Below are 12,746 nucleotides of genomic sequence, written 5' to 3'. Positions count from 1 at the left end.
AAGCTTCCGTTTTTGTTCCCGTCCGCCGTCTTCAACTGATGTGCGAAGCCACATTATCCATCGTCACCGCATCATGCAAGGCACAATTGACGCCGTTGGCAATCATTTTGGCCACATTGGCAATAAATGAATCCACTTCTTTGGGAGTCACGATCAGGTTCTGTCCCAACGGGGAAAGAACTTCATGAATGAGCTGACGTTTTTCCTGTTCATCCAGACGGCCGAACATTCCCAACACTTCCCGCGCGGTGCCGGAAGGAAGCTGATAGTTTCTCAAATCCTTCACCGTCGGGCGGTTGTAAGGATCCAGCGGATTGTTTCTTTCGCCATGAATTTCCCTTCCCAGATGGGAGGTGACAAAATCAATCGTGTCATAGGCAATGGTCACCGCATCCACCACAGTGGGAACCCCGATGGCAATTACGGGAACCCCCAACGTTTCCCGGGTTAACGCTTTTCGGTTGTTTCCGACCCCGGATCCCGGATTGATGCCGGTATCCGCCACCTGAATGGTCGTGTTCACACGGGTCAGGGCACGCGAAGCCAGCGAATCAAAAGCAATGACAAAATCCGGTTTGGCCTTGTCCACCACTCCCCGGACAATGTCGCTCGTCTCCAGTCCGGTCAGTCCCAACACGCCCGGGGACAACGCGCTGACCGACCGGTATCCTTCCTGGACGGATTCCGGTTCCAGCTCAAACAGATGACGGGTAATCATGGTGTGCTTCACCACCAAAGGCCCCAATGCATCGGCCGTGACATTCCAGTTGCCCAGCCCGACGATCAGGCAAGAATCTTTTTTTCCGATCCCGGCTTCCTCCAAAAACCGGGCGAACTGCTCAGCAAAATGGCCCGCCACTTTCTGGCTGAAGACGGAATCTCTCGATCTGAGTTCCGGAGCTTCAATGGTTAAATAAGTCCCCGGCACTTTTCCCATCTCTTCCGCGCCCCGGTCATTTTCAATCCAAATCCAACTGGTGGTGATCCCGTCCTCCGTCTTTTCCTCGATCCGGACCCCCGGAATGGAACCGTCCCCGCTCCTGTTCCTTTTGGTTGCCAATTCATGCGATTCACGCGCCAAATCGGTCCGGATGTTATACCGGCTCAAATCCACTTGATGACCTTGTGATGGATCCTGATTCATGTTTCTTTTCTCCTTCCATTCACTTCCTCCTGTTTTTAGTTTGCTTGATGTCATTGGATTTATTCTTGGGGGATTGTTGCTTTTTGCCCTTTCCCATGCTAGAATATTGCATGTTGCATTTTAGGGATGCGGAATCCTTGTACGGGAGGTGAATTCATTGGCAAACATCAAATCGGCAATCAAACGTGCGAAAACCAACGAAGAGCGCCGCAAACGCAATGCTTCCCAAAAATCGGCAATGCGTACGGCTGTGAAAAAGTTTTTGACCGCTGTGGAAAATCAGGACAAAGAACAAGCACAAGTTCTTTTCGGTCAAGCAACCCGCAGCCTGGACAAAGCTGTCACCAAGGGTTTAATCCATAAAAACGCAGCTGCCCGCAAAAAATCCCGTCTTGCCAAAAAGTTGAACGCTTTGGCCTGATGCACGGTTCCATAAAAACGACCCCTTTGACCGGGTCGCTTTTTTATACAAAAAAGATGCCGCCGGTAATTTTCCGGGGCATCTTTTTTCATGTCACAAGATTCCCATGGCATCTTTCATTTTGCGCAGGGTGTCCTCGGCCACGACTTGGGCTTTTTCTTTTCCTTCAGCCAATACCTTGTCCACATAATCGGTATGCCGGATTTCCCGGTACCGCTCTTGAATCGGCGCAAGATGATCGACCGTCACCTCGATCAAATCCTTTTTAAATGCACCATACCCCACCCCTTCGTACTGTTTCTCCAGTTCCGGGATGGACTTTCCGGAGAGCAGGCTGTAGATCGACAGCAAATTGCTGATCCCCGGTTTGTTTTCCACGTCAAAACGGACTTGGTTGTCCGAATCGGTCACTGCACGTTTCAATTTTTTCTCAATGGTTTTTGGATCGTCCAGCATCGCAATGTAATTCATTGCGCTTTCCGCGCTTTTGCTCATTTTTTTCTTTGGTTGATCCAACCCCATGATGCGGGCCCCCACTTTTCCGATCAGCGGTTCGGGAATGGTGAACACTTCCGCATAATCCCGGTTGAATCGTTGTGCCAAATCCCTGGTCAGTTCCAAATGCTGCTTTTGGTCTTCCCCGACCGGCACCTTGTCAGCCTGGTACAGCAAAATATCCGCCGCCATCAACACCGGATACGTGTATAATCCGACCAGTGCCGATTCCGATCCTTTGCCTTTTTCTTTAAACTGAATCATCCGGTCCAATTCCCCGACACGGGCGACACATTGAAGCAGCCAGCTTGCTTCCGCATGGGCTTTCACTTGTGACTGGGCAAACAGGGTCACTTTTTCGGGATCCAGCCCGACCGCCAGATACAAAGCGGCGACATCTTTGGTTCTTTCCAAAACCTCCTTGGGATCTTTCGGAATGGTGAGCGCATGCAGGTTCACAACGCAAAAGTAGCATTCCGCTTCATTTTGCAACCCGACAAACTGCCTGATGGCCCCGAGATAATTTCCCAAATGCAACATCCCCGTCGGTTGCACTCCGGACAATACTCGCGTCATCCAAAATCACTCCTTTGCATCCAAAAAATATTCATATAAAAAAACCCGCCCCCAAAAGGGACGGGTTTTTGCCCGCGATACCACCCTTGTTCACCTGAAAAACCAAGGTGCACTCAACAGATAACGGTCTCCCCGTTTTTCCCTACTGAGGGCGCATGCCCCGTTCGGGAAAAAAGCTCCAAAGTCCATTCACACAGGTCCCTGATTGGCTTGCACCACCCGCCAACTCTCTGAACAGTTCCCCTGTGCTACTCCTCTTTTTCAACGCTTTTTGTCCATATCCATTTGTACCTGACGATTGAAAAATATTTTCCTAGAACGATCTGGAAAAGTCAAGTATATATTATTTACAAGCTTCTTAAATTGTGCTAGTTTTTTTATCATACAAGGAGGGACGGCATGATGCATTCTATCCCCGTGAATGTCAAAGTCATTGCACCCATTTTTGCTTTCATCATGGCACTGACCGTGATTTTCGTGCGAATCAAAGCGGCTGACAAACCGACCAACGCCAAAAAAATACTCATTCCGCCGCTTGGAATGAGCACAGGTTTTTTGATGTTCCTGTACCCGCCTGTGCATATCCCCTGGTCTTGGGCCATCGCGTCTTTTTTGGTCGGGGCTCTTTTTTTGTCCATTCCGTTGATTCAAACGTCCAAATTTGAAATCATCGACGGACAGGTTTACCTGAAACGTTCCCGGGCGTTCATTTACATTCTGTTGATCTTGTTTGTCATCCGCATGTCCCTGCACACATACATCGAACATTTCATCAGCTATTACCAAACGGCCAGTTTGTTTTTCATTCTGGCATTCGGCATGTTGTTGCCTTGGCGGATCGCCATGTATATCCGATATAAAAAACTTTTGTCCACAGAAAAAGATGCATCCGGAAAACCTATGCCCCAAAAATCTCCCTGATCGCGGGAGATTTTTTTGTTTTATTCGATTGAAATTTTCGAATATCTAAAAAAACTATCCACTTGTGACTAAACTTGCTACAATATTACAAGTAGATCGATATTTCTTTTTAAAAATTGTAAACGATCTCAAGGGAGTGTGTCTTGTGTCTAAAAAAGTGATTGTAGCGGGTGGAGGTTTGGCCGGTTTAAGTGCAGCAGCCCGACTCGCTTACAATGGATATGACGTGACATTGTTGGAAAAAGCACCGAAACTGGGCGGGCGCGCCATCACCATTCCGTTGAAGGGATTCAACTTTAACTTTGGCGCCCATGCCATTTATGCCCGGGACAAATCCGTTTTGCGTCGTTATGAAAGCGAAATCGGATTGGAAGTGGACTGGAAAGACTTTTCCCCATCCAAGGCTTATTACGATCTGGGGTCTTATACAACCTTAATGCCTGCCACATTGGAAGGGCTTTACCGCACCAAAATTTTGGATTCGCAAAACAAATGGCGTTTCGCTTATGAAGTGTTCAAAACCATGGCTTCCATCGAAAAAGGGGAAGAAGGCATCCCCATCGGGCAATATTTGGAGAAAGAACCTCCCAAGGTCAGGGATTTGCTGTTGACCATCGCATCATCCAACTTCTTTACCAATGAGCCCGAAAAAATTCCTTCCCCGCTGTTTTTCCAATATTACAAACGCTTATTCTCCACCCAACGTGCCGTCAGTTACATCGGGGGAGGCTGGCAGGCGATTGTGGAATCCTTTAGCAAAATCATTGAAGATCACGGGGGAAAAATCATCACCAAAGAAAAAGTCAGCGGCATCGAACTGGATGGCAACCGAATTTCCAAAATCATCGGGAAAGAAACCACTTACACAGCCGATGAGTACATTTTGTGCATTCCGCCGAAAGAGTTGCACCAGCTTTTTGCCGACACCCCGTATGAATCGACATTCGAAATTTACCGCAACTACTCGTCCACCCAAGTGGTCGTCTATGATGTGGGCTTGAAAGAACGGATCCCGAGTCCGTATACCTATGTATATCAAAAAGAAAAGAAAGTGTTTATCACAGACATTTCCTACTATGATACAACCTGCATCCCGGAAGGCGGACAGTTGATGCAAGCCATCGCCTATCTCAATGACGAAGAAGCGGCCGCGAACAAGGCCAATGAGAAAGTGGCGGACATTGAATCTGTTTACGATAAACACTTCCCCGGCTGGCGGGATCAGCTCGTCGCCAAACGAATTTCGAAAAAAGCGGTTGTTCAGGAAATTAAATGTATTCATGACCAAAAACTTTTGCCGGTGAAACTGTACAGTTTGGATAATGTGTATTTCGCCGGAGACTGGTGCCAGGGCGAAGGGCAACTCTCCGAACTTTCCTTCTCTTCGGCCTATGAAGTCACCAACCGGATCATGAATAAAACCACCGCGTCATAAACAAAAAGGCCGGCGCCTTCATCGCCGGCCTTTTTCACCCGGTTCAAGAAATGAGCAGGATAAAAACGGACCCCAACAAGGTCATGCCCAATACAACACAAGCAAAAATAACGGTAAACAAACTCCGCTCTGCCGCATGAACACGGATTTGTTCCTCTGACAACCGGTCAAAGCGGCGGGCATGGGCAAACAAACTCAAATTCCCGATCAGAAACACTCCCACAATGAAGACCGCGATATACCAAACCGGGATCCCTTCCAAAAAGTACAAATCCTGGCGAAACCAAGCCTGCCCCAAGAAAAATACCCCCAGCACAACAGCCAAAATCACCGATGACAGGTGATATTTCTTCCAAGTCTCACCCAGTTTTTCTTTCTCGTACCGGATCAATTCTTTCATCCCCGGAAAAAGAAGCAACGTCGGGTGAAAAGTTTTCAGCCAAAAGCTGCTGATGGCAACAAGGAAACACAAAACGCCCAAAAGCGTGTAGATCACAAGCGATGACAGTTGTGCCAGCGCCAGCAAAGCCAGGATCCCCAGATAGACGAGAATGAGCACATTGGTATAAATCCGCTGCTTTTTGCGCAGTTCATTCCGTTTTGCCGGATCCATTTTGATCAACTCCTTCCACAGCTACCCCTTCTCTTTAGTATCTTAGCACTGCTGTGTTGATGAAGGAAACAGGACCGGCACATCTTCTTCAAGCAATGGAGTGATGAATGGAGAACAACAACCGTTCCACCGCCAGTTCCTTATCCGCTTTTCCGGATTTGATCTCCTGGTCGGTGGTGATGGCGGAAATCAAAAATTGCCGCAGTTGGCTCTCTGTAAATTTGGCGCCGTTTTTCAAAGCCAGTTTTACCGGATACGGATGGACTTTCAGGAAACCTGCCATCTCTTTTTCGGGCATCCCTTTCTTCACCAGTGTTTTGACTTGCAACATCAGCCGGATTTGCCGGATCATCAGCGCCAGAATCCGGATCGGCTCTTCTTTTTGAAACAGCAAATCCTGCCAAACCATGAGCGCCTGATCGATTTTCCGCTCGGCCATCTTTTCCGTCAGTTTAAAAATGTTATGCTCCAATGTCCGCGGGACAAGCTCTGACACCGTTTGCCGCGTCACCGTTCCTCCCCTTCCCGCATAAGTGACCAGCTTCATACATTCTTGATTCAACAATTGCAAGTTCTCTCCGACCAAAAAGACCAACTCTTTCAAGGCGGAAGGATCAATGGCGACTTGATGTGCTGCAAAACGCCCTTTTACCCAATCCGTCAATTCCTTCCCTTTCAGAGGGGGAAACGAAAGGGTAAAGGCTTTTTTCTGCAAGGCCTTTACCACTTTTTTTCGCTTGTCCAATTGCTCGGAATAAACCGTCAGCACAAGAATACTGGATGGAAGGGGATCTTCCAGGTATTTCAACAGGGCATCCGCATCATGCTGGATCCCTGCAGCCTTTTTTTCGCTTGTGAGGAAATGCGCATGATGCCCGACGATAAACCGCCGGTCTCCGAAAAAAGGAAGGGTTTCCGCTTCCTGGACCACCGTTTGCACCGGCGTTTCCTCCAGATCAAAAATGATGCTGTTGCCAAACGGATCATCGGCAGGCATCCAATTTGTTTTCATCCACCGAACCGTTTCCTCGATCAAAAAAGACTCGGCTCCGTAAAGCAAATATACCGGATGCGGCCCTTTTCTTTTCAATTCTTCCAAACGGGAATGATCCACTTGTTCCACCTCTCGCCCTAATGATGAACTTCTTCCTTTTTCACCACATCAATGGTGATCGATTGAGGAGCTTTTTGATCTTGCAGAATGGTCACTTTCAAGGTTTGATCGGTCAACCACTCGATTTTTTGCAAACGCACATCCATCGGCGCAAAAGAACGCTCATATTGAACGGTTCCGTCCGCTTTGGTGACAACCAGCGTTCCTTGTCTCCATTTTGCCTGATAGGTTTCATCCGGCGACCAAACTTGCGCACCGGAATCTTCGGCCGGTGCCGGACCGTCCGTTTTTTCCATCAGGACATTCACTTCTTCCTTCGGAGTGGAATCTCCCATGAGTGTTCCGTTTTCTTTCTCCGCCGGTTGGAAATTCATCCATGCATACATACCGATAAAACCGATCGCCACCGCTGCCGCCATCGCCTTTGCCGCCAACGGCCATCCAAACCGGTGACGGACGGAAGATTCTCTCTCCGGACGCTCCTCTTGATCGATTCGAGCCAAGACATCGCCCACAATATCGCGGGGTGGATCCACTTTGGGAAGAAGGGACAGCTGACGTGAAACCTCCATCAGCTTCTCAGCGTTCTCGCGATCTTTCACTGACTCTGCCAGATGTTTGTTTAACATCTTTTTTTCTGCTTCTGACAAATCAGCGTCCAGATCACGTTGCACCCATTCGATTATTTTTTCATCCGCCACAGGTAATCCCCTCCTTCCTGATATTCGGACAACCACTTTTGCAATTGTTTCCGTCCCCGGAACAAATGAGATTTCACCGTATTTAACGGCAGATTCATGGCTTCTGAAATTTCCTTGTAATTATAGTCCTGGACATACCGTAAAATAATCGCTGTTTGCTGGGGCATCGGAAGACGCCGGATCGCTTGCTTTAAATCGGAGATGATGGCGCCCTTTTCGATCTCTTTGCCTGCATGGTAATCTTCCTGAACAAAATCCTCCTCCATGAACACCACCTTCTTCCGTTTGCGAAACATATCCATACACACATTGGTGACAATGCGTTGCGCCCACGTGTAAATCATGGCATCCCCTTTATACGAAGGCAAATACCGATACACTTTCAGCAATGCTTCCTGGGTTGCATCCAGCGCATCCTGTTCATTCCCCATGATGTAGTAAGCGGTGCGATAGAGCGGCGTTTCCAACTGTCGCAAAATTTCAACCAGTGCTTTTCGCTCCCCTGCCTGTGCCCGCTGAATCAATTCCGAGTCAAGCAAAAAAATAACCCCCCATATTTATTGACCTATTTTCCTACATGTTAGTTGCAAACAGGAGATCTATGTATACAAAAGTAGTATAAAGAAAAAACGGATTCATTTTAAATGGAATATCTTCCGGGGTTCATTCCTTGACGGCACTTACGGTCATCCCCTTCTTCCCGATCTCAAAGATCACGGCTCCTTGTTGGTCGGTCCGCCAAATGGAAATGCCCCTTTTCTTCAATCGTGAAATCACTTCCGGGGCAGGATGCCCGTAGGTGTTGTAACGTCCGGCCGAAATCACCGCATGCTTGGGCTTGAGCACGTCCAGCCAGGTTTCATGGGTGGAAGCCCCACTGCCGTGATGGGCGACTTTTAAAATGTCCACCGCCGGCCAACGCCAGCGTCGAAGCAACCGTTTTTCCGTCTCCGTTCCGATGTCTCCGGGAAACAAAACATGGATGCCGTGAACGGAAAACAAACAGACCACCGAATCCTCGTTGGTGGCTTCCCCTTTGCCTCCGGTCCGGACCGGGTCCGGATGCAAAAACGTCAACCCCGTTCCCTTTTCGATTTCCCAAGTGCGGCCCGCGGCGGCCACATAGACCGGAACTTTTTGTCTGTAAAGTTCCGCCATGAGTTGCCGTTCCTCCTCATTGGCAGGCAAACGGGCATTGCGCACCACTTTTTGCACCGGAAACCGCCGGATCACATCCATTAATCCATTGATATGATCCTGATCTCCGTGCGTCAGGATCAACCAATCGATTTTCCGGATGCCTTGTGATTTTAAGTAAGGCACAATCACATCCTCGCCAACCCGAAACGGATGCTTTCGCCTTCGCCATGCTTCATGATGATCGTAACGCACATGGCCGCCTCCATCCACCAAAACGGTTTGGCCGCTTGCCGTCTCAATGACCGTGGCATCCCCTTGGCCCACATCCAGAAAAGCCAGGCGTGCCAAAACGTCTTCTTTTCCCGGTTCCGCCCACAAGAGCAGGCCGAGTGCCGCCGCGCTTGCCGCAAGAAAAACCGTTTTTCCGCGCCGGAGCCATGACCAAAGCGCCATCGCCGAAAAGAGGTAGTAAAGGAGGATCCACCACTTTGGAGGAGATGGAAATGCCGGACAAAATGCCTTCCATGTGCTCAGCCACTCCATCCCTCCCTGCATCATCCGGATCCCCGTTTCCATCACACCGGCCGCCCCCATGCCCCCGGTCTCCCAGATCCAGCTCAATCCCAAAAGAAGCAAAGAAACCGGAAGCACGACAAAACTGACGACGGGAGCAAACAGCAGATTGGCGGGCAAAGACAAAAAAGAGTATTCATGAAAGTGATAAATTACCAATGGAAAGGACAACCATTCCGCGATCAGATTGCCTGCGACCGGATAACGTAGCGGTGAGGGGAGCCATGTAAGCAGTCCGGACACTGGTTCCGTCCAGACAATCAATCCGGCGGTCAGCAAAAAACTGAGCTGAAATCCGGCTTCAAACAATTGATAGGGATTCCACACCAACAAAAGACAAAAAGCACTCCCCAAAAAGGACAAACTGTCCCCCGGCTTTCGAAAAATCAAGGCAATCATCGTCAACCCCGCCATGACCGCCGCACGGACCACCGGGGCCCCAAGACCGGTGAGAACCGCATAAACCGGCAGTAATCCGATGACAATCCATGCCGCCTTTTCTCTGGTCAGGCCGATCCATTTTAAAATATAATATACGATCCCGGTCAGAACCGTAACATGCAATCCGGAAATCGACAACAGATGAATCAAGCCCAACCGGGTGTATTGCCGTTCCCATTCCGGATCCACTTCCAACCGTTCCCCCAGCAGCAAGCCGCGCAAATAACCGGACACCGGCTCGTCATACATTTTTTCCAATTGACCGGCCAACTTCTTCCGCCAGGCATCCACCCATCCCACCGGATGCGGCGGGGCTTCTTTGACCATCACCAAAGAATGCAAACCCTTTCCTTTTCCCGTCCAATGAATCTTTTGCCGGTATAAATATGCCCGGTAGTCCATTTCCCCCGGGTTGGAACGTGGAGATGGTTTTTCCATCCGGATTGGAAGCCGGATCCGGGAATAACGGCGCAATTGTCCGGCCTTTTCCGCTTCTTCTTCTGTTTGCAGAGAAAGGAAAACCCGGATTTTTTCCCGGTTTCCGTTGATCACCCGATCCTTTTGTTGCAAGCGGGCCAGTTTCAGGTCAAAGCGGAGCACATCCCCGTCCACGACAGGCGAAGAAACGATGGTTCCGGCAGCAGTCATTTTTTCCCCTTCCACCGTTGCCGGAATTTGGCTCCGGTTTTGCCCGTCCACCCAGGAAAAATGCGCAGCAGCCAAAAACAGCGCCGACAAAAAAATCCAAACCGGCCGCCCTTCCCGAAAGAGGTAATCATAGCAGACGCCCGAAAGCAAGAAAGAAACGGCCATTCCGAGGAACAAAGCCGCATGGTTCCCTATCCGGTCCGCCAACAAAATCCCGGCTCCCCAGGCAATTCCTGCAACCACAAAAGGACGCCGCAATGCCCATCTTCCTTCCTTTCTTCCGTTTCCATTCATTTCGACATTTTCCGACGATTCCCTTTTGGCCGGTTCTTCCACCAAAAAACGCACGGATTCACCGTGCGTCCCCCACTGTTTCCTTCCAAATTTGTTCAAACTCTTCTTGGGTGATTTCCTTCGGAAAAAAGATTTCATACGGGTCTTGCGCGATCTCCTCCAGCGGCGGAACCGGCAACTTTCCCAATCCGGTCGGACCTGCCTCGATATCATCATAAGCATATCCGATGCTTCCGTCCCGGAACACTTCCACTTTCCGCACTTCGTACCGGTTTTCGTCCAGTTCGGAACAGATTCTCACGGGCAGGTCGTCATGGTCATGCACATGATCCACCATGATGTAAATTTTCCGGCTCAAGTTGGATCTTCCGCCTCCTTCAGCAAAAAACGTGCGGATTTCCCGCACGTTTCCTTTGCAAGATTATACTTTCGGCAGTGTAATGCCGGATTGGAACTGATATTTTCCTTTTTTCGTCCGGTAGGAAACTTCGCAGTCCTCATCACTTTCCAAGAAAAGAATCTGGCAAAGCCCCTCATTGGAGTAAATTTTGGCCGGCAGCGGCGTGGTGTTGGAAATCTCCAAGGTCACATATCCTTCCCATCCCGGTTCGAGCGGGGTCACATTGGTGATGATCCCGCAACGGGCATAAGTCGATTTTCCCACGCAAATCGCGAGCACGTTTTCCGGAATGCGGAAATATTCCACGGACCGGGCCAAGGCAAATGAATTGGGCGGAATAATGCAAACATCCCCTTTATAATCCAGAAAAGAATCTGAATCGATTGCTTTGGGATCAATCACCGGGTTTAAAGCGTTGTGAAAAATTTTATATTCATCAGCGACCCGGAGGTCATACCCGTAACTGCTCAATCCGTAACTGACCGCTTCTCCTTTCCCGACATTCCGGTCAATAAATGGTTCAATCATTTTGTATTGCTCTGCCATTTTCCGAATCCATTTGTCAGATTTGATCGCCATCGTTTTACGTACCCCTTCTAACATCAATTTTCCTTTCTCATTTTACATGATGATGGCTGAAAGAAAAACGCCTCCCGAAAAAGACGAATTATTTTCCAGAAAAAGAAACAACCTTTTCTTCTTGAAGGGCAGCGGCCAAATCGCCAATCAGGTCCTCCACATTTTCCAATCCGACCGAAAGCCGCAACAAACCGTCGGTGATACCGCGCTTTTGCCTTGCTTCCGGCGGCATGGAAGCATGGGACATCGCCGCGGGATAGGACAAAATGCTTTCAACCGCTCCGAGGCTGACGGCAACCACCGGCAACCTGACCCGTTTCAACACTTGCCGGGCTTTTTCTTTACTGCCCACATCAAAAGAGAGAACCGCTCCGTGCCCGGTCGCCTGCCGGCATTGCAAATCATGCCATTCATTGGACGGGAGGCCGGGATAATAAACTTGTTCCACCAACGGATGCTGACTCAGCCACAACGCGATTTTTTCCGCGCTTTGCGTGGATTGTTCCAACCGCACTTTCAATGTTTTCAAACCCCTTAACACCAACCAGGAATCATGGACGCCCAAGACGGCGCCAAACGCATTTTGCAACAGTTCCAGTCGTTGTGCCGTCTCTTTGTCTTTGGCCACCACCAGCCCGGCCAGCACATCACTGTGTCCGCTGATAAATTTCGTCGCACTGTGAATGACGATATCGGCTCCCAACTTCAGCGGCTGTTGGTAATAAGGCGTTAAAAAGGTGTTGTCCACAATGGTCAAACATCGGTGTTTTTTTGCCAACCGGATAATTTCTTTTAAATCGCTCACCTTGAGCAGGGGATTGGACGGGGTTTCCACATAGATCGCTTTGGTTTGGGGCCGGATGGCTTGTTCGATGTCCCCGATCCGGGTGGTATCGACAAACGTCGTTTCAATGCCCAGCCGCCGGAAAACTTGTGTCAGGACCCGAAACGTTCCCCCGTAAACATCCCGGGAAACAATCAGATGATCCCCGCGCGAAAAAAGCAACAGCACCGTGGAGATGGCAGCCATTCCGGAGGAAAAGGCAAATCCCCGCTCCCCACCTTCCAGGTTGGCAATGGTGTCCTCCAGCGCTTTTCTTGTGGGATTTCCCGAACGGGTGTAATCAAATTCTCCGGGCCGGTCTACATCTTGGTGAAAGGTGGATGACTGATAAAGAGGGATCCCCACTGCCCCGGTGACAGGGTCGACTTCATTTCCATTATGCAGCAGTTGCGTTTCAAAGTTCATCA

13 protein-coding genes and 1 other annotated feature are annotated in these 12,746 nt (G+C 49.5%); of the genes, 3 read left to right on the top strand and 10 right to left on the bottom strand.

Annotated elements, in window-relative coordinates:
* Positions 1–31: 31 nt before the first annotated feature.
* Positions 32–1,144, bottom strand: a complete 1,113-nt coding sequence (gene gpr / locus I8U21_RS01490) for a GPR endopeptidase (protein WP_181730960.1) — start codon at positions 1,142–1,144, stop codon at positions 32–34.
* Between the two features lie 157 nt (positions 1,145–1,301).
* Between gpr and rpsT the strand changes: the two genes are divergently transcribed.
* Positions 1,302–1,565 (top strand): 30S ribosomal protein S20, encoded by a 264-nt coding sequence (gene rpsT, locus I8U21_RS01485; RefSeq protein WP_037994564.1) that lies wholly within the window; start codon positions 1,302–1,304, stop codon positions 1,563–1,565.
* Between the two features lie 93 nt (positions 1,566–1,658).
* On the opposite strand, the gene trpS is transcribed toward rpsT, so the two are convergent.
* Positions 1,659–2,636 carry a tryptophan--tRNA ligase gene (trpS, locus tag I8U21_RS01480; protein WP_181730961.1) on the bottom strand — a complete coding sequence of 326 codons (978 nt, stop codon included), beginning with the start codon at positions 2,634–2,636 and terminating at the stop codon, positions 1,659–1,661.
* A gap of 53 nt (positions 2,637–2,689) precedes the next feature.
* Positions 2,690–2,910, bottom strand: a binding site (T-box leader).
* A 125-nt stretch (positions 2,911–3,035) separates the two neighbouring features.
* Between trpS and I8U21_RS01475 the strand changes: the two genes are divergently transcribed.
* Both I8U21_RS01475 and I8U21_RS01470 read left to right on the top strand, forming a co-directional pair.
* Entirely contained in the window at positions 3,036–3,557 is a 522-nt protein-coding gene (locus I8U21_RS01475) for a CcdC family protein (protein ID WP_181730962.1), read from the top strand.
* A gap of 145 nt (positions 3,558–3,702) precedes the next feature.
* Positions 3,703–4,992, top strand: a complete 1,290-nt coding sequence (locus I8U21_RS01470) for a phytoene desaturase family protein (protein WP_181730963.1) — start codon at positions 3,703–3,705, stop codon at positions 4,990–4,992.
* 43 nt (positions 4,993–5,035) lie between these two features.
* Here the strand turns inward: I8U21_RS01470 and I8U21_RS01465 are convergent, their stop codons facing one another.
* The 8 genes from I8U21_RS01465 to I8U21_RS01430 all read right to left on the bottom strand — a co-directional run bounded on the left by I8U21_RS01465 (position 5,036) and on the right by I8U21_RS01430 (position 12,744).
* Positions 5,036–5,605: a hypothetical protein gene (locus tag I8U21_RS01465; RefSeq protein ID WP_181730964.1), complete on the bottom strand. Its 570-nt coding sequence runs from the start codon at positions 5,603–5,605 to the stop codon at positions 5,036–5,038.
* 88 nt (positions 5,606–5,693) lie between these two features.
* Positions 5,694–6,719 (bottom strand): DNA polymerase III subunit delta, encoded by a 1,026-nt coding sequence (holA, locus tag I8U21_RS01460; protein ID WP_181730965.1) that lies wholly within the window; start codon positions 6,717–6,719, stop codon positions 5,694–5,696.
* A 17-nt stretch (positions 6,720–6,736) separates the two neighbouring features.
* Positions 6,737–7,420: an anti-sigma factor gene (locus I8U21_RS01455; protein WP_181730966.1), complete on the bottom strand. Its 684-nt coding sequence runs from the start codon at positions 7,418–7,420 to the stop codon at positions 6,737–6,739.
* The gene (locus tag I8U21_RS01450; RefSeq protein ID WP_037994578.1) at positions 7,402–7,959 is read right to left on the bottom strand and encodes an RNA polymerase sigma factor; all 558 of its coding nucleotides are present in this window, start codon (positions 7,957–7,959) and stop codon (positions 7,402–7,404) included. Before I8U21_RS01450 ends, I8U21_RS01455 begins: the two co-directional genes overlap by 19 nt.
* 124 nt (positions 7,960–8,083) lie before the next feature.
* Positions 8,084–10,570 (bottom strand): DNA internalization-related competence protein ComEC/Rec2, encoded by a 2,487-nt coding sequence (locus I8U21_RS01445; protein ID WP_198053088.1) that lies wholly within the window; start codon positions 10,568–10,570, stop codon positions 8,084–8,086.
* A 4-nt stretch (positions 10,571–10,574) separates the two neighbouring features.
* Positions 10,575–10,874, bottom strand: a complete 300-nt coding sequence (locus tag I8U21_RS01440) for a DUF6881 domain-containing protein (RefSeq protein WP_198053087.1) — start codon at positions 10,872–10,874, stop codon at positions 10,575–10,577.
* A gap of 63 nt (positions 10,875–10,937) precedes the next feature.
* Complete coding sequence (gene dcd / locus I8U21_RS01435) at positions 10,938–11,495, bottom strand: dCTP deaminase (RefSeq protein ID WP_037994582.1); 558 nt, start codon at positions 11,493–11,495, stop codon at positions 10,938–10,940.
* 88 nt (positions 11,496–11,583) lie between these two features.
* A complete protein-coding gene (locus tag I8U21_RS01430; RefSeq protein ID WP_181730968.1) occupies positions 11,584–12,744 on the bottom strand; it encodes a trans-sulfuration enzyme family protein in 1,161 nt (386 codons plus the stop codon).
* Between the last annotated feature and the right edge of the window lie 2 nt (positions 12,745–12,746).

Origin of the sequence: Thermoactinomyces sp. CICC 23799, assembly GCF_016055145.1 — a bacterium.
Taxonomy (GTDB): domain Bacteria; phylum Bacillota; class Bacilli; order Thermoactinomycetales; family Thermoactinomycetaceae; genus Thermoactinomyces; species Thermoactinomyces intermedius.
Note: the sequence above shows the minus strand (reverse complement) of the source record. Positions and strands in the feature narration are given on the sequence as shown.

Bases quoted from the DNA above. Each gene is read 5' to 3' on its own strand.
- dcd (WP_037994582.1), bottom strand. From the start codon at position 11,495: ATGGCGATCAAATCTGACAAATGGATTCGGAAAATGGCAGAGCAATAC.
- gpr (WP_181730960.1), bottom strand. From the start codon at position 1,144: ATGAATCAGGATCCATCACAAGGTCATCAAGTGGATTTGAGCCGGTAT.
- I8U21_RS01475 (WP_181730962.1), top strand. From the start codon at position 3,036: ATGATGCATTCTATCCCCGTGAATGTCAAAGTCATTGCACCCATTTTT.
- I8U21_RS01430 (WP_181730968.1), bottom strand. From the start codon at position 12,744: ATGAACTTTGAAACGCAACTGCTGCATAATGGAAATGAAGTCGACCCT.
- trpS (WP_181730961.1), bottom strand. From the start codon at position 2,636: ATGACGCGAGTATTGTCCGGAGTGCAACCGACGGGGATGTTGCATTTG.
- I8U21_RS01465 (WP_181730964.1), bottom strand. From the start codon at position 5,605: ATGGATCCGGCAAAACGGAATGAACTGCGCAAAAAGCAGCGGATTTAT.